This window comes from Rhodococcus wratislaviensis, from assembly GCF_041228765.1.
Taxonomy (GTDB): Bacteria; Actinomycetota; Actinomycetes; order Mycobacteriales; family Mycobacteriaceae; genus Rhodococcus_F; species Rhodococcus_F wratislaviensis.
Genome location: NZ_CP150488.1, coordinates 2,402,663 through 2,421,791, shown reverse-complemented (window position 1 = coordinate 2,421,791; position 19,129 = coordinate 2,402,663). Strand labels below are relative to the sequence as shown.

The 19,129-nt window shown below is 68.7% G+C and carries 15 protein-coding genes; 4 read left to right on the top strand and 11 right to left on the bottom strand.

The genetic code is table 11. The features are described from left to right. Window positions 1–10 precede the first annotated feature (10 nt). Both WKC72_RS10930 and WKC72_RS10925 read right to left on the bottom strand, forming a co-directional pair. The gene (locus WKC72_RS10930) at window positions 11–1,966 is read right to left on the bottom strand and encodes an aconitate hydratase (protein ID WP_370182580.1); all 1,956 of its coding nucleotides are present in this window, start codon (window positions 1,964–1,966) and stop codon (window positions 11–13) included. A gap of 130 nt (window positions 1,967–2,096) precedes the next feature. Continuing rightward, complete coding sequence (locus WKC72_RS10925; protein ID WP_370182578.1) at window positions 2,097–3,284, bottom strand: AAA family ATPase; 1,188 nt, start codon at window positions 3,282–3,284, stop codon at window positions 2,097–2,099. Between the two features lie 169 nt (window positions 3,285–3,453). Here WKC72_RS10925 and shbA point away from each other — a divergent pair, with 169 nt between their 5' ends. The 3 genes from shbA to WKC72_RS10910 are packed head-to-tail and all read left to right on the top strand — an operon-like array spanning window position 3,454 to window position 5,478. After that, window positions 3,454–4,041 (top strand): RNA polymerase sigma factor ShbA, encoded by a 588-nt coding sequence (gene shbA / locus WKC72_RS10920; RefSeq protein ID WP_009475065.1) that lies wholly within the window; start codon window positions 3,454–3,456, stop codon window positions 4,039–4,041. A gap of 52 nt (window positions 4,042–4,093) precedes the next feature. Then, complete coding sequence (locus WKC72_RS10915; RefSeq protein ID WP_037225746.1) at window positions 4,094–5,191, top strand: glycosyl hydrolase; 1,098 nt, start codon at window positions 4,094–4,096, stop codon at window positions 5,189–5,191. Next, a complete protein-coding gene (locus tag WKC72_RS10910) occupies window positions 5,188–5,478 on the top strand; it encodes a MoaD/ThiS family protein (RefSeq protein WP_128642355.1) in 291 nt (96 codons plus the stop codon). The genes WKC72_RS10915 and WKC72_RS10910 overlap by 4 nt, the downstream gene beginning before the upstream one ends. Before the next feature lie 6 nt (window positions 5,479–5,484). On the opposite strand, the gene WKC72_RS10905 is transcribed toward WKC72_RS10910, so the two are convergent. Beyond that, complete coding sequence (locus tag WKC72_RS10905; protein WP_128641411.1) at window positions 5,485–6,156, bottom strand: cyclase family protein; 672 nt, start codon at window positions 6,154–6,156, stop codon at window positions 5,485–5,487. 69 nt (window positions 6,157–6,225) lie between these two features. Between WKC72_RS10905 and WKC72_RS10900 the strand changes: the two genes are divergently transcribed. Next, window positions 6,226–9,723 (top strand): serine/threonine-protein kinase, encoded by a 3,498-nt coding sequence (locus WKC72_RS10900; protein WP_128641410.1) that lies wholly within the window; start codon window positions 6,226–6,228, stop codon window positions 9,721–9,723. Window positions 9,724–9,729: 6 nt separating this feature from the next. Here the strand turns inward: WKC72_RS10900 and WKC72_RS10895 are convergent, their stop codons facing one another. From WKC72_RS10895 to WKC72_RS10860, 8 genes are read right to left on the bottom strand one after another with little or no spacing between them, the layout of a single operon-like run. Continuing rightward, window positions 9,730–10,746 carry an aldo/keto reductase gene (locus WKC72_RS10895; RefSeq protein ID WP_370182574.1) on the bottom strand — a complete coding sequence of 339 codons (1,017 nt, stop codon included), beginning with the start codon at window positions 10,744–10,746 and terminating at the stop codon, window positions 9,730–9,732. Further along, window positions 10,743–11,234 carry a hypothetical protein gene (locus tag WKC72_RS10890; RefSeq protein WP_370182572.1) on the bottom strand — a complete coding sequence of 164 codons (492 nt, stop codon included), beginning with the start codon at window positions 11,232–11,234 and terminating at the stop codon, window positions 10,743–10,745. The genes WKC72_RS10895 and WKC72_RS10890 overlap by 4 nt, the downstream gene beginning before the upstream one ends. Before the next feature lie 4 nt (window positions 11,235–11,238). Further along, window positions 11,239–12,840, bottom strand: a complete 1,602-nt coding sequence (locus WKC72_RS10885) for a GMC family oxidoreductase (protein WP_128641407.1) — start codon at window positions 12,838–12,840, stop codon at window positions 11,239–11,241. Beyond that, window positions 12,837–14,348 (bottom strand): aldehyde dehydrogenase family protein, encoded by a 1,512-nt coding sequence (locus WKC72_RS10880; RefSeq protein ID WP_112302492.1) that lies wholly within the window; start codon window positions 14,346–14,348, stop codon window positions 12,837–12,839. Before WKC72_RS10880 ends, WKC72_RS10885 begins: the two co-directional genes overlap by 4 nt. A gap of 16 nt (window positions 14,349–14,364) precedes the next feature. Beyond that, complete coding sequence (locus WKC72_RS10875; protein ID WP_370182570.1) at window positions 14,365–15,483, bottom strand: Zn-dependent alcohol dehydrogenase; 1,119 nt, start codon at window positions 15,481–15,483, stop codon at window positions 14,365–14,367. Between the two features lie 34 nt (window positions 15,484–15,517). Next, entirely contained in the window at window positions 15,518–16,543 is a 1,026-nt protein-coding gene (locus WKC72_RS10870; protein WP_112302490.1) for an ABC transporter permease, read from the bottom strand. Beyond that, window positions 16,540–18,057 (bottom strand): sugar ABC transporter ATP-binding protein, encoded by a 1,518-nt coding sequence (locus tag WKC72_RS10865; RefSeq protein WP_370182569.1) that lies wholly within the window; start codon window positions 18,055–18,057, stop codon window positions 16,540–16,542. Before WKC72_RS10865 ends, WKC72_RS10870 begins: the two co-directional genes overlap by 4 nt. Next, on the bottom strand, window positions 18,054–19,085 hold the full coding sequence (locus WKC72_RS10860; RefSeq protein ID WP_112302559.1) for an ABC transporter permease: 1,032 nt from the start codon (window positions 19,083–19,085) through the stop codon (window positions 18,054–18,056). The genes WKC72_RS10865 and WKC72_RS10860 overlap by 4 nt, the downstream gene beginning before the upstream one ends. Window positions 19,086–19,129 lie beyond the last annotated feature (44 nt).

Sequence of the window (19,129 nt, the reverse complement as noted above, 5' to 3'; positions counted from 1 at the left end):
GACCGGCTGATCACTCCCTGCGTGCCAGCTGTGGAATCAATCCGCCCGCGAGCACGTCGTCGACCTGACGTGGGGACAGCCGGTGACGCACCGGGATCTCCACGTCACGGGTCGAGTCGAACAGGGTCAGGTGGGGGCCGGAACGAATGGCCTCCCGGACCCCGTCGAGGATCAGCACGTCGTCCTGCCGGATCGTGTCGTAGTCGTCCGGGTTCTCGAATTCGAGCGCGAGTACACCGAAGTTGGCGAGGTTCTGCCAGTGGATGCGGGCGAACGAGGTGGCGATCACCGCGTGCAACCCCAGGTAGCGCGGGGTGATCGCGGCGTGCTCACGCGAGGAACCCTGCCCGTAGTTGTCACCGCCGACGATGAAATGCCCGGTGGTCTTCGCCGTCTCCTCCGCGCGCGCCGGATAGGTCTCGTCCACCTGGGTGAACGTGAACCGGGACAGCTTGGGAATGTTGGAACGGAACGGCAGGGCCCGCGCCCCGGCCGGAGAGATCTCGTCGGTGGAGATGTTGTCACCGACCTTGAGGAGTACCGGGGCCTCGATGCGGTCGGGCAGGGGCGGAAACTCGGGCAGGGACGAGATGTTGGGCCCCTTCACGAGTTCGACGTGCCGAGCTTCCTCCTCCGGCAGCGGGGCCACCAGCATGGCCGTGTTGACGGTGGCCTCGTCCGGAAGCGTGATCTCCGGGTAGGGCATCCCCACTTGCTCCGCCCAGTCCCGCGGGTCGGTGATCACCCCGGTGAGTGCCGACGCGGCCGCCGTCTCGGGTGAACACAGCCACACGGAATCCTCGCGGGTGCCCGAGCGTCCCGGAAAATTGCGGGGCATCGTCCGGAGAGAATTCCGGCCGGTCGCCGGCGCCTGGCCCATGCCGATACAGCCCATGCAGCCGGATTGATGAATTCGCGCGCCCGCCACGACGAGTTCGAGTGTGGCGCCCATCTTGGTCAGGTCGGAGAGGATCTCCCGCGAACTCGGATTGACGTCGAAGCTCACGCTCGGGTCGGTCTGCCTCCCTGACACCATGGCCGCAGCGATCGCGAAGTCGCGCAGTCCGGGATTGGCGGACGACCCGATCACCACCTGGCTGACGTCCTCACCGGCGACCTCCCGGACGGGCACCACGTTTCCCGGCGACGACGGTTTCGCGATCAGCGGCTCGATCGTCGACAGGTCGAGGCGTTCGTGCACGTCGTATTCCGCGCCTGCATCGGCGAGCAGTTCCACGAAGTCGTCTTCCCTGCCCTCGGCGCGCAGGAAATCGCGGACGGCGTCGTCGGCGGGAAAGATGGACGTCGTGGCGCCCAGTTCGGCGCCCATGTTCGCGATCACGTGACGATCCATCGCCGTCAACGTCGCGAGCCCCTCACCGTGGTATTCGATGATTCTGTTGAGCCCGCCCTTGACCCCGTGGCGGCGGAGCATTTCGAGGATGACGTCCTTCGCCGAAGTCCAGTCGGGGAGCCTGCCGGTCAACTCCACACCCCAAATCTGAGGCATCCGCAGGTGCAGGGGCTGACCCGCGATCGCCATGGCGACCTCGAGCCCACCGACTCCGATCGCGAGCATGCCCAGCGATCCCGCCGCCGGTGTGTGCGAGTCGGAACCGACCATGGTCTTGCCGGGAACACCGAAGCGCTGCATGTGGGTGGGATGGGAGACCCCGTTGCCCGGCTTCGAGAACCACAACCCGTACCGCAGGGCGGCGGTGCGGAGGAACTCGTGGTCCTCCGCGTTCTTCTCGTCGGTCTGCAGCAGATTGTGGTCGACGTACTGTGCGCTCAACTCGGTTTTGATGCGATCGAGGTGGAGCGCCTCGAGTTCCTGCATGACCAGGGTTCCGGTGGCGTCCTGGGTGAGGGTCTGGTCGATCCGGATCGAGATCTCCTCGCCCGGTTCCATCCGGCCGTCGAGGAGGTGTGCACCGATGACCTTGCGGGCGACATTGTCCGACATCGCTGATCCCTTCGTCGTACCTCCAGGATGCGCCGGAGCCACGGCGAGGGCCAGCGCCCGGAACAGGTCCGGCACTCGACAGGACAATCTTCGACTATCTAGGCAAATTCGTAGAGAGAGCTAGATTCCGCTAGTCGTTCTGCGCGCGGAGATACTTGCCGAAGTGCGGCACAGTGAATCCGATCGATCCGCGCTCGGCCGAATAGATGAGGCCCTTCTTGATCAGCCCGTCCCGCGCCGGTGACAGCGACGCGGGTTTGCGGGCGAGCTCGGAGGCGATCGCCGACGTGGCGACCGGTCCGTCGTCTCCGGAGAGGTCGGCCATCGCCCGCATGTACTCCCGCTCGGCAGGCGTCGCGCGCTCGTACCGCGATCCGAAGAACCCGACCGCGAGTTCCTCCTCCGCGGTCGGCGCGGCCACCCGCACGTCCTCCTCGGTGATCGGGCTGGCCGCGGCCACATCCCACGTCGCCTTGCCGTAGGCCTGGACGAAATAGGGGTAGCCGTCGGCGGCGGCATACAACGCGTCGAGCGCCTCGTCCGTGAACTTCACATCCTCGCGCTCGGCGGGCGCGATCAATGCCCGATCGGCCGACACCCGGTCCAGCCGGTCGATGCGGTGGTAGCTGAACAGCCGCTCCGAATAGCTCTTGGACGCCGAGAGCACCGCGGGCAGGTGCGGAAGTCCGGCTCCGACCACGATCAGCGGCGCCGCGTCCTGGCTGAGCTCGTGGCACGCCCCGCACACCGCCGAGACGTCCGCGGCGCCGAGGTCCTGCATCTCGTCGATGAACAGTGCGATCCCGACCCCGACGTCGCGGGCCAGGGACGACGCGTCGAGCAGCAGTTCCACCAGGTCGATCTCGATGTCCCCGGAATCGGCGCGCCCCTTCACGGCGGGGGCGTCGATGCCCGGCTGCCACCGCTCCCGCATACCCTTGTCGGCCGTCGCGCGCAGGGCGAACGACTTCAGGACGCCGAGGAACTCCTCCACCCGGTCGGGGTCGCGATGCGAGCCCGCGATCTCCCGAACCGCCATGTGCAACGCCGACGACAGCGGCCTCCGCAGATCCTGATCCGGGCGAGCCTCGATCTTCCCCGTGCCCCACCGCCGCGAGATGGCGGCCGACCGCAGGTGGTTCAGCAGAACCGTCTTCCCGACCCCGCGCAGACCCGTGAGCATCACACTGCGTTCCGGGCGGCCGCGCGCGATCCGCTCCAGCACCACGTCGAACGCGTCGAGCTGCCTGGTTCGGCCCGCGAGCTCCGGCGGGCGTTGCCCCGCGCCGGGCGCATAGGGGTTACGGACAGGGTCCATGGCCACGAAGGTAACAACCTCTGTTGCCGAATCTGCGCTCATCTAGCGCGTGTCCTAGATCCCGCTATGAAGTCGTAGCGGGGGTGGTGACTTCAGCACCCTTCGGTGCCTATCGACGATCGCGTGTTCCCCCGAGGCTGGATGCAGCACCAGGAACAGGGAGAACACCATGATCGAATTGGACGCCAGAGCCGAGTTGGAACGACTCGCGCCGTACGCCGCGACGGGCGACGAAGACGCTGTCGAAGAGGTTCTCCGCATCGCGCACCCCCTCGTGCACCGCTACTGCACGAGCCGGCTCGAGTCGGTGGATCACCCGCACGCCACCGCCGACGACGTCACCCAGGATGTGTGCCTCGCGTTGATGAGCTCCCTGCGGACGTACGAGAACCAGGGGAAGTCGTTGCTGTCGTTCATCTTCGGCATCGCCGCGCACAAGGTGTCCGACGCGCGGCGACGCGCCACCCGGTTGTCCGCACCAACCACCGCGCGCGGCGCTGCCGCACATCACGTGGTGGACGTCGAGGACGGCCCCGAGCATCACGTCCTGCGCCGCGAATTGCGCGGCGAGATGGGTCAGCTCGTCGAGACCCTTCCGGTCCGGCATCAGCAGATCCTCTTCATGCGCGTCATCGTGGGAATGTCGGCCGAGCAGACGGCACGGGTCCTGGACACCACACCGGGCGCCGTCCGCGTCGCCCAGCACCGGGCACTGAGCCACCTGCGGGCGCGGATCGGGCACGGGCCTGCCCGCTGAGAGTTCCCGCTCCGTCGTTGCCAACTGCGGGGCCGAGTGGTCCGATGTATTCATGAGCGCACCCGACACAGTCCTGGTCGCGATCGGAACGAAGAAGGGCCTGTGGCTGGCCACCAGCCGCGACCGCGCCACCTGGTCGCTGTCGGGCCCACATTTCCTGATGAACGAGATTCCCAGTATCGGGATCGACACGCGGGGTGGACGCACCCGCATCCTGGTCGGGGTCCGGTCCGAACACTGGGGTCCCACCGTCGCGCACTCCGACGATCTGGGTGCCACCTGGACCGAACCGGACCACGGCGCCATCCGCTTCGGCGACGGTGACGGCGCCGCGCTCGAGCGGGTGTGGCAGCTCCGGCCCGACACGGACGGCCGTCCGGGCGTCGTGTGGGCGGGGTGCGAACCCATCTCGGTGTGGCGGTCGGTCGACGGCGGCGAGCATTTCGACCTCGAACGCGGACTGTGGGACCATCCGCACCGCCCCGAGTGGGGAGCCGGATACGGCGGCGCCGCAGCACATTCCGTCGTACCTCATCCGCACGACGACAACACGGTGCATGTCGCGATGAGCACCGGAGGGGTCTACCGCACCACGGACGGGGGCGCGTCCTGGGAGCCGCGCAACACCGGGATCACGGCCTACTTCCTGCCGGACCCGAACCCGGAGTTCGGCCAGTGCGTCCACAAGATCGCCCGCGACGCCGTCGCCCCCGACCGGTTGTACGCCCAGAACCATCACGGCGTCTACCGCTCCGACGACAGCGGCGACACGTGGAAATCGATCGCGGACGGACTGCCGACGGACTTCGGGTTCGTGATGCTCACCCATCCCCGCCGCGAGGGAACCATCTGGGTCGTTCCGATCGAAGCGGACGGCAAACGGATCCCACCCGACGGCCGGCTGGCCGTCTACCGGAGCGAGGACGCCGGGAACAGCTGGACCCGCCTCGACAGCGGTCTGCCGGAACGCGACTACAACGTGGTGCTCCGCGACGCCGCGGCGGTGGACGCCGCCGACCCGGTCGGGGTGTATTTCGGCACGCGTGGCGGCGAGGTCTACGGGAGCGCCGACGAGGGCGCCTCGTTCGGCACGGTCGCGGCGCACCTGCCCGACGTCCTGTGCGTGCGGGCCGCGGTGATCGCATCGTGAGCGAGGGCGTCACCGTGCGGGTTCCGCGGGCGCTGGCGTCGATCGTCGGTGGTGAACGGTCCGTGCACGTGCCCCTCGACACCGCCTCGACGGTGTCCCACGTGCTCGACGTCCTCGCGGGAGAGTTCCCGATCCTCGGCCGCCGGATTCGCGACGAGACCGGCGCCCTGCGGCGGTACGTCAACGTCTACGTGGACGGCGAGGACGTCCGGCTCCTCGGCGGTGTCGGCACCGAGGTGACGCCCGGGCAGGAACTGCAGATCCTGCAGTCCGTCGCCGGCGGGTGAGCGGGACTATTCGGCCAGCTCCATCGCCACTGCCCGGGTGGGCGCCCCGTCCCCGGCCTCCAGGGCGATCGGCAGGAGGCTGAGGAGCGGGTCCGGGAAGTCGATCCGGTCGAGCCCGCACAGATTCTCGCCGATCACTCCGCCGGCGTCCGCGATCAGATGGTGCACCGGGTATCCCGCGTCGGCGTGCTCCCCGGCCGGTGTCTCGTCGATGCTGGGGGCGTCGAGGCAGAACGTCCGCACCCCCCGTTCGAGCAGAAGAGCACACGCCGCGGGGTCCAGGAACGGATGCGTGTAATAGGCATCAGTTCCGTAGTGCCGAGACCACCCGGTATGGAAAACGGCGATGTCGCCCGGCCCGACGGCGTCAGCCCGGGACATGATCAGTTCGCGGGTAATCCGCTGTCGCGCAACGAGCTCGCGCAGGTCGAACACGACGCCGCGGCCCACGAACAGCTCCGGTGCCAGCTCGTCGACGGTCGCGGCCCCCGCCTTCAGATGCGCCGGGGCGTCGACATGTGTCCCGGACTGCGAACCGATTCTGACGTCCAGCACGTTGTAGCCGTCGCGCTCGAGGGTGCAGTGCCGGATCAGCGTCGGCACCGGGTCGCCGGGATACACCTGCATCCCCGGCCCGATGGTGTGTGACAGATCCACGATTTTCCGCACGTGTGGCATCGCTCGATTGTCCGGCCTCGGGGTCACGCGTACCGCGATATGCTCGATGACGAGCGAAGAGGTGGTGGAATGACCGATTTTGACCCGCTCGCCACCCAGCGTGAGTCGGTGTCGAAGACCCTCGCGGCCGAGCTGTCCGCAGTCGGTCTCGAGGATGCCAGGGAGATCGGGCACGGTGGCTTCGGGGTGGTCTATCGGTGTGCGCAACCGGAACTCGATCGAACCGTGGCGGTCAAGGTCCTCACCGCGGCGCTCGATGCGGAGAACCTCGAACGGTTCCTGCGGGAGCAGCGCGCCATGGGCCGGCTGAGCGGCCACCCGCACATCGTCAACATCATGCAGGTCGGGACGACCGACGCCGGCCGGCCGTACATCGTGATGCAGTTCCATCCCCACGATTCGCTGGACGCGCAGATCCGCAGGCGCGGGCCCATCCCCTGGAGCGACGCCCTGCGGATCGGGGTGAAACTTGCCGGTGCGCTCGAAACCGCGCACCGGGTGGGCATCCTCCACCGCGACGTCAAACCGGGAAACATCCTGCTGACGGAGTACGGCGAACCGCAGCTCACCGATTTCGGGATCGCCCGGATGTCGGGGGCGTTCGAAACGACGGCGGGCACCGTCACCGGCTCCCCCGCCTTCACCGCCCCCGAGGTGCTGTCGGGGCGGACCCCGACGGCCGCCTCCGACGTGTACAGCCTCGGTGCGACCCTGTTCAGCGCGATTACCGGGCACGCGGCCTTCGAACGACACAACGGCGAGGAGGTGATCGCGCAGTTCCTGCGCATCACCACGCAACCCGTCCCGGACCTGCGGACCGAGGGTTTCCCCGAGGACCTCAGCGCCGTGATCCAGCGGGCGATGTCCGGTAGTCCGGAAGATCGCCCCGCGTCCGCCGCCGCGTTCGGGGACGAGCTGCGGGAAGTCGAACGCCACCACGGATTGGCGGTGGACGAGATGGCGATGCCCGTCGACGCCGGGGTCCACCACCTCGAGGAGTCCTCGCCCGGAGCGGTCTCGACCGTCTCCGGTCCGTTCCGGACCTCCACGACCGGACGGGCGCGATACGCGTCGACGCCGCCGCCCGCGCCGGCCACCCGGTTCCGGCCGCCCGCCGCGACCCGCCAGCTCGTGGAGCGGGGACGGCTGATCGAGCTGCTGCGGGCCGGACGCCGACGCCTGCTGACCGTGATCCATGGCCCCACCGGGTTCGGCAAGAGCACCCTGGCCGCCCAGTGGCGGAACGTCCTCGCCGACGAGGGCGTGGCCGTCGCGTGGCTCACCGTCGACAGCGACGACGACAACGTGGTCTGGTTCGTCGCGCACCTCATCGAGGCGATCCGACGCGTGCGTCCCAACCTGGCCAAGGAACTCGGCCAGGTCCTGGAGGAGCACGACGACGAGGCCGAACGCTACGTGCTCACCTCGCTCGTCAACCAGATCCACGAGAGCGGCGAACGGATCGCCCTGATCATCGACGACTGGCAGCGCGTGTCCGAGCCCGCGACGATCGCCGCCCTGGAGTTCCTCCTCGACAACGGTTGTCACCACCTGCAGGTCGTGGTGACGAGCCGAACCAGGGCCGGGTTGCCGATGAGCCGCATGCGCGTCAAGGACGAACTCGTCGAAATCGACTACTCGGAACTGCGTTTCGACGATTCCGAGGCCCGGTCGTTCCTCGTCGACCTCGGTGGCCTGCCCCTCGACAACGACGACGTCACCGAACTCCGCGACTCCACCGACGGGTGGGTGGCCGCGCTCCAACTGGCGTCGCTGTCGCTGCGCGGGCGAGCGGACCCCTCGGAGTTGATCGCCGGACTGTCCGGGCGGCACCACGCGATCGGCGAATTTCTCGCCGAGAACGTCCTCGACACCCTCGAACCCGAGATGCTCGACTTCCTGCTGGCCACCTCGATCACCGAACGCACGTGCGGCAGCCTCGCCGGCGCCCTCGCACACACGGCGCGCGGGCAGGCGATGCTCGAGGCCGCCGAGGACCGGGACCTGTTCCTGCGCCACATCGACGACGAGCGAACGTGGTTCCGCTACCACACCCTGTTCGCCGAGTTCCTGCGCCGCCGGCTCGAACGCGACCAACCCGACCGGGTCCGGGAACTGCACCGCGTCGCGTCCCGGTGGTTCTGCGACCACAGCCTGCTCCGCGAGGCCGTCGACCACGCCCTCGCCGGCGGCGAAGAGCAACGCGCCGTGGAACTCGTCGAGGCCGACGGACTGATACTGCTCGAGCAGTCCCAGGCGGCGACATTGTCGGCGGTGGTCGACAAGCTGCCACCGACTCTTGTCGCCGCGAGCGCCCGGCTGCAGGTCACGACGGCGTGGGCGCACGCGATGGCGAACCGGACCATGGCCGCCGAACGCGCGCTCGAGCGAGCCGAATGGGCGCTCGAACACAGCGGCGCGAGCGCGAGCGACACAGCGGATCTGCGGGCGGAGGCGGGCGTCGTCCGTGCGGTGGCCGAACTGCGCAACGACCGCAGCGACCGGATCGACGAACTCGCCGCCGACTGCCTGGCGCGGCCGGAGGCGATGGCCCCGTGGGTGGTGTGCGCCGCTTTCAACGTCATCACGTTCGCCGCCGTGTACCGCTTCGACTTCGCCGAGGTGCGCAGGATCCAGGAAGTCGGCAAGCCCTACTACGAGCGGAACAAGGGACCGCACAACGTCGTTCACGGCCAGAGCTATCTCGGTGTCGCGTCCTACGAGCAGCTCGACATCGACGACGCCGTCGACCATTTCCGGCGGGCTCGCCGAGCCGCCAGGAAACTGGGCGGTCCGCGAACGCCGTCCGCCCGGCTCGCGGGGTCGCTGCTCGGTGAGGTGCTCTACGAACGCGGGGACGTCGAAGAAGCCGAACGACTCCTCGACGACGGATACACCCTCGCCGTCGAGACCGGCGGGGTGGACTTCAAGGTCGCCCGGTTCGTCACCGGCGCTCACGTCAAGGCCCTGCGGGGCGACCGTGAGGAGGCGACGACACGTCTGCACGCCGGACTCGAGGTGGCCGAGACGTACTCCCTGGCCCGCCTGCGGGCCCGCGTCGAGAACGAACGGAGGCGGCTCGGCATCACCCCGCATCCCACGCTGGGGGCACCGGTCCCGGTCCGGCACGAGGACCGGCGGCGCCCGGTGTCGGGCATCGACGAGATCGTCGCGCAGATCGAGGAGACCACCGCAATTCGGATGCTGCTCGCCACCGGGGCGCGCGCGAACGTCGAGCTGGCGTGCACCTGGGCGCAGGAGTGGACCGACCGGCTGGCCGGCACCGGCCGCAACCGCGCCTACCTGCTGGCCGAGCGCCTCCGGGTGGCGTGCCTCGCCGCCGCGGGCCGCGACGACGAGGCGAAACAGGCCCTCGCCTCCATCGCCTCGATCTGCGCGGCGCGCGGACTCCACCGCGTACTTCCCGACGGCGGACCCTTCGTCGTCGCCCTGGTCGCGGATCTCCGGGCAGATCAGCTGGCCGGAGAATGGCGGCCGGATTGGGCGACGGTGCCCTCCGACTTTCTCGAGGAGCTACAGAACTCGACCGCTCCGTACACGATGTGACCGCGGTCAGGACGGCGTGGGCGCCCCGTCCAGGATCAGTCCCGCGGCACGCAGGTCATCCCAGAACTCGGCCGGGATCGGGTGTTCGAGCCAGGCCGCGTTCTGCCGCAACTGCTCGCAGTTCCGTGCGCCCAGCAGAAGTTCCCGCACCGCGGGATGCGCGGCCGCGAACTGAATCGAGGCGGCCGCCAACGGAACCCGATGACGCTCGCAGACCTTCTCGATGTCACGCACCCGGCTCAGCACCTCTTCGGATGCGGGCTGGTAGTTGAACTTGGCGTCCGGCACCGCACCGGTGGCCAGGATGCCCGAATTGAACACACCCCCGAGGACGATCGCGACATCGCGCTCCACCGCGAGCGGCAGCAGGTCCTTCACCGGATCCTGCTCGAGCAGTGTGTATCTCCCCGCGAGGAGGACGCAGTCGAGATCGACGCGTTCGAGGGCATCGACGCAGACGTCGGCCTCGTTGACCCCGACGCCGATTGCCCGGACCACGCCCTCCTCCCGCAACCGGATCAGCGCGGGAAACGCACCCTCGAGCGCTTCCGCGAACCGCGCGGGCTGGGCGTCGCCGTGTGTGTACTTGTCGACGTCGTGCACGTAGAGGATGTCGAATCTGTCCTGGCACATGCGCTGCAGGCTGTCCTCCACCTGCCGCAGGACCGCGTCGTACGAGTAGTCGAAGTCGGCCCGGAACGGCGGGGTGTCCACCCAGATTCCGGTGTCGAACGACCCACGCGGCGCGGGGGTCAACGTGCGCCCCACCTTCGTGGACAACACGTAGTCGTCGCGGTCCCTCGTCAGCAGAGCATGGCCCACCCGGTGCTCGGACAGTCCGTGCCCGTACATGGGTGCGGTGTCGAACGAACGCACCCCCATGTCCCAGGCTTCGGCGATCTGAGCCTGGGCCTCCACCTCGGGGATCGGCCGGAAGATGTTGCCGATGGGTGCACCGCCGTAGCCGAGCAGGGTCACGTCGAACCCTGCGCGCCCGAACGTCCGAGTGTCGTTCACCTTCATGGATTCCCGCTTCCGTTGCCGAGGAACAGAGTGCCCGGGTCGCGCATCACGGCGTCCATTTCACGAAGGCACACGACCTTGATCGCCGCGACGACGAGCTCCGAATAGAACTGGTCGTGGAACCACTTGTCGCCGCTGTACGCCACGACCAACCCGCCCTCGCCCACCGCGCTGCCACCCCACTTTGTCCAACCCTGCTGGTAGAGGTAGGGATGCAGCTGCTGCACGGCATGCGACGGCAGACCGGTGGTCCAGCTGATACGCGCTTTCGACTCGGCAATCGCGTCGTACGGCCCGGCCCAGTCCTTCTCGTCACCCCAGCTGCGGCGGAAGACGACGGGCAACTCCGCATCGAGGGAAGGGGCGACGCCTGGCCGGAGCACGACGAGATGCCCCGGGGATCCGTGGGAGAGGTTCTCGATCGACGGCCGAGCCAGCTCGACCGCCTCGCGGGCCACGTCCTCGGTCAGTCCGGAAAAATTGGTCATCCGGTCATCCTTCACCACGGATCAGATCGATCGCCTTCTCGGCGATCATCACCGTGGGGGCCTGGGTGTTGGAACTGACGATGCGCGGCATGACGGACGAGTCGATCACCCGCAGCCCCTCGATGCCCATCACCTTCAGTTCCGGTGAGACCACGGCGTCGTCGCCGACACCCATCGCGCACGTGCCGACCGGGTGGTACGAGGTGCGGCCGTACGCGCGAACGAACTTCACGTAGTCGTCCTTCGTGTTCACCGACAGACCGCCTGCCAGATGTTCGGCCTTGATGTGCCGGGCCATCGACGACTGCGCCATGATCTCGCGGCTCTGCCGAAGCCCCTCGATGCTCGACTCCAGGTCGAAGTCGGTGGCGAGGAAGTTCGGGTCGATCAGCGGCTGGGCGGTGGGGTCGTTCGACCTGATCTTCACCGAGCCCCGGCTCTCGGGCCGCAGCGAGTACGAGTTCAGGGTGCAGCCGTAGCCCGGGCGGACCGCGGCGACACCGGCCTCGACGCCCGCTGCAGGCAGGAAGTGGAACTGCAGATCCGGGATCGATTCCCCCGCGTGCCCGAAACTGAACCCACCGGCCTCGACGACCGTCGATGCCAACGGTCCCCGCCGGAACGCCGCGTACTCGAGTCCGGCCTTGGCCGTGGCCGGACGCACGAGGTTCAGGCGGTCGAGGCTCTGGTATTCGCGGAGTTCGTAGATGACGTCGAGGTCGCAGTGGTCGTGCAGGTTCCGGCCGACACCGGGAAGGGCATGGGCCACCTCGACATTCGCGTCGCGAAGGTCGTCGGGATGACCGATCCCCGACAGCTGCAGGATCTTGGGTGATCCGAACGCGCCCGCGGCGACCAGCACCTCGCGGGACGCGCGGAACGTCTCCACACCGTGCGCGGTGAGCACCTCGATCCCGGTGGCGCGGCCGCCGTCGAGCAGCACCCGCGACACGGCGACGTTCTCCCGCACCGTCAGGTTGGGTCGCTTCCTGGCGGGTGCGAGGTACGCGACCGCGGCGCTGCACCGGCGGGCGTTCTTCGTGGTCGTCTGATAGAGGCCGACACCGTACTGGTGCTCGCCGTTGAAGTCGCCGTTGAACGGCAGCCCGAACTCCTGCCCCGCCTGCACGAACGACTTCGACAGCGGATGAGGGTTGACCGGATCGGAGACCCCGAGCGGCCCGTCGGTGCCGTGGTACGGCGCCGACAGCCGTTCGTTGTCCTCGGACCGGAGGAAGTACTTCTGGATCTCCTCGAACGACCATCCCGCGCAGCCGTATTTCAGGGCCCACTCGTCGTAGTCCTCGTGCGCGCCGCGGGTGAACACCTGGGCGTTGATCGAGCCGCCGCCGCCGATGACCTTGCCCTGAGCGAGGGGAATGACCCGGTCGTTGCAGTGTTTCTGCGGAACGCTCGAGAATCCCCAGTCATACTTGCTCGCAGTGAGTTTCGCGAATCCTGCGGGCACGTGGATGAACGGATGCCGGTCGTTGCCGCCGGCCTCGAGCAGGAGAACCCGGACCGTCGGATCCTCCGTCAGCCGTCCGGCCAGCACACAGCCCGCGGTGCCGCCGCCCGCGATGACGTAGTCGTAGGTGGCACTCATCGGTTGCCTCCGGTCCAGTTCGGGAACACGCGCTTGCGTGGTCCGGTGCGGATCTGAATGGTCTTGACGTCGGTGAACTCGTCGAAGCCGGCCTGCCCCATCTCGCGGCCGAACCCGCTCTGCTTCATGCCGCCGGCAGGCAGTTGCGGGGCGCCGTCGATGGTCGTGTTCACCCACACGCGGCCGCTGCGCATCTCCCTCGCCACCCGCAGCGCCTTGTCGATGTTCTTGGTCCAGATCGAGCCGGCGAGTCCGTATTCCGTGGCGTTGGCGAGCCGGATGGCGTGGTCGACGTCGCTGAACCGGGTGACGGTGAGCACGGGACCGAAGATCTCCTCCTGGAAGGCGGCGGACTCTTCGGCCACGCCGTCGAGGATCGTGGGAGCGACGAAATGCCCGCTCCCCCAGTTCTCTCCGCCGAGCCGGCCACCGCCGGTCAGGACGGTGGCACCGTCCCGCCGCGCCGCGTCGATGTGGCCGAGCACCTTCTCCAGGTGGCCGGCGTCGATCATCGGGCCCAGTTCGCTCGCGTCGTCGAGCGGTCCGCCCACCGTGATGCGGCCGGCGGCCTCGACGAGGCGGGCGAGGAAGGCGTCCGCGATCGAGTCCTGCACCAGGAGCCGGGCACCCGACACGCAGCACTCACCCTGATTGAAGAACACACCGAACAGGACGCCGTCGAGTGCGTCGTCGAGGTCGGCGTCGTCGAACACGACGCTGGCGGCCTTACCGCCCAGTTCCATCGACAGTCGCTTGACGCTGCCCGCCGAGGCCTCGACGATGCGCTTACCCGTCTCGGTGCTCCCGGTGAACGACAGGATGTCGATCAGGCTGCTCTCCGCGAGCGGAGCACCGACCTCGGCGCCCGCCCCCGTCACCACGTTCACCACACCGTCGGGGACCCCGGCCTCGGTGAGCAACCGGGCCAGCTCGACGGCAGTGCCGGACGTGAACTCGGACGGCTTCACCACCGCCGTGCAGCCCGCGCCGAGCGCGAACGGCAGCTTCTGCGCGAGCAGGAGCAGCGGGAAGTTCCACGGGATGATCATGCCGACCACGCCGGCGGGCTCGCGGACCACCATGGCGGTGCAGTCGTCGCCGAGCGCGGTGTGCGCCTCACCGTGCATCGTCATGGCCAGCGCCGCGGCGTACTCGAACAGCTCGATGCTCGCCCCGACGTCGCCGCGGGCCAGAGTGATCGGTTTGCCCGACTCCTCCGCGTCGATCCGGGCGAGTCGTTCCTCGTTCTCGCGCATCAGCCCCGCGCAGCGCAGCAGCGCCCGGGCGCGGTCCATCGCGGTCCAGTGCGGCCACTCGCCCTCGTCGAAGGCCTCCCGCGCGACCGCGACGGCCAGGGCCGCGTCGGCGCGGGTGCCCGCGGTGAACGTGGCGACCACGCGGCCGTCGGCCGGGCTGACCCGTTCGATGATGTTCTCCGACGGGGGCACGCTGCGCCCGCCGATGAAGTGTCCGTAGCTGCGGATCTGTGTTGCTTCGACTGTCGACATCTTTGGCAATTCCTCGTCAGTGTTCGTGGATCAGGACACCACGCAGGTTGAGCCCCGCGTGCATGTCCACGTATGCGTCGTTCACCTGGTCCAGGGTGTAACGCCGGGTGATCAGTTCGTCCAGCTTCAGTCGCCCCGACTTGTAGTAGTCCAGCAGTGCCGGGATGTCCCGGGTGGGGTTGCAGTTGCCGAACAGGACCCCGCGCAGATGCTTGGCGTAGACCACCAGTTCGAGCGGGCTGATCGGGATCCCGGGTTCGTTCTGGCCGATCGACACGACCGCGACGGTTCCCTCCTTGCGGACGGCGCCGAACGCGTCGGCGATCAGCTGTCCGTCCACCACCCCGACGGTGACGACGGCGCCGTCGGCGCCCTGACCGTTGGTGACCGAGCGGACGAACGGCATGGCCTCGTCGATCGACGCGTACGCGTGGGTGGCGCCGAGTTCGAGGGCTCGTTCGCGCTTGAACGCGACCGGGTCGACGGCGACGACGTGTGCGGCACCCGCGTGGTGGGCACCCTGCACGGCGTTGATCCCCACACCGCCGACACCGACGATCATCGTCGTGTCCCGGGGACGGACGCCCGCGCCGTTCACGGCGGAGCCCCATCCGGTGGCGACCCCGCAGGAGACGAGGCAGGCCACGTCGAACGGGATGTCGTCGTCGATCTTCACGGCCTGGGCCTGCGACGTGACGAGGTAGTTCGCGAACGTGCCGAGGCGTTGCATGGCGCCGATCGGCCGCCCTGACTGCGTGCCGAACCGCGCCGTTCCGTCGAGCATGAAACCAGCCTCCATACCGGCCCCCGTGTCGCAGATATATTGCATCCCCTGCGCGCACCAGGCGCAAGTTCCGCAGGCCGGGAGGTAGGCGGTGGCGACGTGATCGCCGACGGCGAGCCGGGTGACACCGGGTCCGACCGCGTCGATCACACCGGCACCCTCGTGTCCGCCGACCAGCGGCAGCGTATTGGGGATGTCACCGGTGACGAGGTGATCGTCGGAGTGACAGAGTCCGGACGCCATCACCTTGATCCGCACTTCTCCGGGACCGGGCTCCGCGAGGACGAGATCGTCGACCTCCCACTTGCCGCCCACTTCGTGAATCACCGCACCGCGTGCCGTCGTACTCATCGTTCTCCTTCGAATCTCACACTCACACCGAGTCTTACTTGATGATCGAGAGCCGGCTGCGGTCGAGGGTCACGGCGACCGCGACGATGACGACCGCGCCGTACACGATCTGCTGGAAACTGGGGTCGATGCCGGCCACCGAGCCGCCGACCCGGAGCACGGTGACCACCAGGGCGCCGACGAGTACCCGCCACGCTCCGCCGATTCCACCGGTGATGGCGCAGCCGCCGACCAGCACGGCCGCGATGGCGGGCAGCAGCAGCGAATCCGCGAGTTGCGGTGCGGCGCTCTGCTGCTGGGCCGACAATACGACACCCGCGGCGCCCGCGAAGAATCCGGACAGGGCGAATGCTCCGATCCGGACGATCCGGGTTCGGACACCGCTCATCATCGCGGCCTTCTCCCCCAGTCCGACGAGGTGAAAGACGTTGCCCCGCGGCGAGAACCGCATCGCGCCGAACACCGCGGCCACCGCCGCCACTGCGGCCCACACCGCCATGGGGAGACCGAGCACCGTCCAGGAACTGAGCCAGAAGATCGCGTCGTAGCCTTCGCTGATGTAGATGGTCGTCGACCCCGAGGCCACGAGCGCGACCGCACCCCAGAACCCCAGCGCCCCCAGCGAGACGACGAATGACGGGACCTGCCCGAACACGATCAACAGACCGGTCAGCGCGCCGATCAGAGTGAGTGCCACGAGGGTGACGACGACGGCGAGCGGACCGAGGGAGCCGATCACCGTCGCCAGGATCACGGTGGCCAGCGACGCGAGCGCCGCCACGGACAGGTCGATACCGCCGGTGAGGATGACGAACATCTGACCCAGCCCGAGCAGCAGAATCGGGACCGCCTGCGCCGAGACCACTGCGAGGGCGTTCATCGACAGGAAGTTCGGTTCGGCGAGCGCGACGAGGAGAACGAGCGCGACCAATACGACCGACGGGCCGGCCAGCCGCAACCGGTCCCGGGTCGTCCGGGACACCGCCTGCGCCGCACCCTCGGGTGCGCGCGTCTCGGTGGAAGTCCTCTCGGTGGAAGTTCTTGTTGCCACGGCGATCACATCATCTTCTCGAGGAGTTGGAGTTTGCTGGGCGGGTTTCCGGGCGGCGAGTCGAACGCGCCGGTGATCTCGCCGTCCCGCATGACGATCACGCGGTGGCCGAGGCCGATCGCCTCGTCGAGGGTGTCGGCGAGCACCAGAATCGCCACTCCCCTGCCGGAGAGGTCGCGGAACAGGGCGTAGAGGTCTTCCTTCGCACCGATGTCGAGTCCGCGGGTGGGGTGGTCGAGAACCAGTACCCTCAGGCCGTCGCCGAGGATCCACTTGGCCACCACGGCCTTCTGCTGGTTGCCGCCCGACAGTCGCGCGATGTCGGCGTCCGGGTCGGCGGGCCGGATGCCGAGTTTCTCGATCCAGCCGCGTGCGGTCTCCTCCACCCGGGCACCGGAGGAGATCCGGCCGCCACCGGCCTTCACCGGATGCACCGTCGCAATATTCTGCGCCACGGTCGCTCCCGCGATCATGCCCTCGACGCGACGCTCGGCGGGAACGTATGCGACACCGGACCGCACGGCGTCCGCAGGTGATCCCGGGGCCGACCGCTGTCCGTCGACCTCGACGGTTCCGGAGTCGATGGGGACGGCGCCGAAGACGGCGCGGGCCACCTCCTCGCGCCCGGAGTCGACCACGCCCACCACCGAGACGATCTCGCCGGCGTGGACGTCCAGCGACACGTCCTTCGTCTTGCCGCCGCAGGTGAGGTTGCGGACCGACAGGGTCGGCGTGCCCGTCCGGGAGACGGCCTGCTTGCGCTCCGACGAGTAGATCTCCTCGGCCGCACCCTTCCCGATCATCAGCTGGTACAGCTCGGATTCTGTTGCTGCCGAGGCGATCCGCTCGCCGACCACCTTGCCGTCGCGCAGCACGTACACGCGGTCGGAGAAGCGGAGGACCTCGTCGAGGCGGTGGGAGACGAAGATGACGGAACCGCGTTCCTTGAGGGCGGTGACCCGGCGGTGGAGTACCTCGACGTCCTCGGGTTCGAGCACCGATGTCGGCTCGTCGAGGATGAGCAGCGGCGGGTGTTCCACCTGCCTGCCGCCGACGGCCCGCGCCACCTCCACCATCTGGCGCTGGGCGAAGCCGAGCGATTCGGTGAGCGCGCCCGGATCGACCGTCGACTCCACCACCGACAACATTTCCTGGGCGCGGGCCCGGATCCGGCGCCGGCGGAGGAACCCGGCACGGGCTGTGTCACCCTCGTGCCCGAGGATCAGGTTCTGGCCGACGGTGAGGTTCGGGAGCAGCGACTGCTCCTGATGCACGACCCCGATTCCGTGGTCGGCGGCGTCGGCCGGGCTTCCGAAGCTCACGTCGCGCCCGCCCAGCACCATCCGGCCGCCGTCCTGGCGGTGCACTCCCGCGAGGATCTTGAGCAGCGTGGACTTTCCGGCACCGTTCTCGCCGATCAATCCCACGACCTCGTTCGGGGCGATGGACAGGCTCACGTCGTCGAGGACGGTGTTGGGTCCGAATTTCTTGGTGACATTGCGGAGTTCCAGGAGTGATGTCATTTCACGACCCTCAATCGGCTGCGGGCGGGCCACCCGGTGGCGATCACCGCGACCACGATGATGAGACCCTGCGCGCCCTGCTGGATGTACGGGCTGGCGCCCGACAGGAGAAGTCCGTTGCCGAGGACCACGAGGAGCAGCACACCCACCAGGGAGTGCAGGGGTCCACCGCGACCGCCGCTCAGCAGGGTGCCGCCGACGACCACCGCGGACAGGGTGAGGAAGAGGCTGCCCGATCCGACGCTCACGTCGCCGACGCCGAGCCGGATGGTGGCCAGCACTCCGCCGAGCCCGGACAGCAGTCCGGCCACGGCGAACAGGATGATCTTGGTGCGGCCGACCGGGACGCCCGCCAGACGGCTGGTCGCCTCGTCGCCGCCGATCGCGTAGGTGTGCATGCCGAGCCGGGTTCCCTTGCACAGCAGCACTGTCACGGCCACGGCGGCGAGTGCGAACACCACGACGACGGGAAGCCCGAGCCAGTGGCCGCCGGCCCAGGCCGCGAGCGACGGATCGGCGAGCTGCGGGGTGGCGGTGCCGAAGAGCACGGTCGCGACACCGAGCCCGACGAACCAGGTACCCAGAGTGACGAGGAAGGACGGTACCCGGACGACGACGTGCAGCACGCCGTTGACCACCCCGAAGAGCAGACCGACCCCCAGCGCCAGCAGGACCGCGAGGAGTCCCAGGTCGTTGCCGTTGACACTGTTCGCTGCGAGCAGGACGAACGTCAGCCCACTGGCCGCCATCACGCCCTCGATCGACAGGTCCACGCCGCCCACCAGGACTACCAGCGTGGCGCCCATCGCGAGGACCACGGGAATCGCGGCCTGCTCCACGATCGCCATCGCGTTGCTCGCCGTCGCGAAGCCGGGAGCCAGCGCGGCGAAGACGGCGCACAGTCCCAGCAGGGCGGCGAGCGGGCCGGCGGTGGAGAGGAGCCGGCGCACGCGTGGTCGCGTGCTGCGCACGGGTGTGGCGGGTTCGGCGGGGGTCGTCACCTCCCCGGTCACTTCAGTCGTCGACATCGTCACTCCTTCGGAAGATTGTGTGATTCGTGAATCGAGAGTGG

Bases quoted from the DNA above. Each gene is read 5' to 3' on its own strand.
- WKC72_RS10930 (WP_370182580.1), bottom strand. From the start codon at position 1,966: ATGTCGGACAATGTCGCCCGCAAGGTCATCGGTGCACACCTCCTCGAC.
- WKC72_RS10925 (WP_370182578.1), bottom strand. From the start codon at position 3,284: ATGGACCCTGTCCGTAACCCCTATGCGCCCGGCGCGGGGCAACGCCCG.
- shbA (WP_009475065.1), top strand. From the start codon at position 3,454: ATGATCGAATTGGACGCCAGAGCCGAGTTGGAACGACTCGCGCCGTAC.
- WKC72_RS10915 (WP_037225746.1), top strand. From the start codon at position 4,094: ATGAGCGCACCCGACACAGTCCTGGTCGCGATCGGAACGAAGAAGGGC.
- WKC72_RS10905 (WP_128641411.1), bottom strand. From the start codon at position 6,156: ATGCCACACGTGCGGAAAATCGTGGATCTGTCACACACCATCGGGCCG.
- WKC72_RS10900 (WP_128641410.1), top strand. From the start codon at position 6,226: ATGACCGATTTTGACCCGCTCGCCACCCAGCGTGAGTCGGTGTCGAAG.
- WKC72_RS10895 (WP_370182574.1), bottom strand. From the start codon at position 10,746: ATGAAGGTGAACGACACTCGGACGTTCGGGCGCGCAGGGTTCGACGTG.
- WKC72_RS10890 (WP_370182572.1), bottom strand. From the start codon at position 11,234: ATGACCAATTTTTCCGGACTGACCGAGGACGTGGCCCGCGAGGCGGTC.
- WKC72_RS10885 (WP_128641407.1), bottom strand. From the start codon at position 12,840: ATGAGTGCCACCTACGACTACGTCATCGCGGGCGGCGGCACCGCGGGC.
- WKC72_RS10880 (WP_112302492.1), bottom strand. From the start codon at position 14,348: ATGTCGACAGTCGAAGCAACACAGATCCGCAGCTACGGACACTTCATC.
- WKC72_RS10875 (WP_370182570.1), bottom strand. From the start codon at position 15,483: ATGAGTACGACGGCACGCGGTGCGGTGATTCACGAAGTGGGCGGCAAG.
- WKC72_RS10865 (WP_370182569.1), bottom strand. From the start codon at position 18,057: ATGACATCACTCCTGGAACTCCGCAATGTCACCAAGAAATTCGGACCC.
- WKC72_RS10860 (WP_112302559.1), bottom strand. From the start codon at position 19,085: ATGTCGACGACTGAAGTGACCGGGGAGGTGACGACCCCCGCCGAACCC.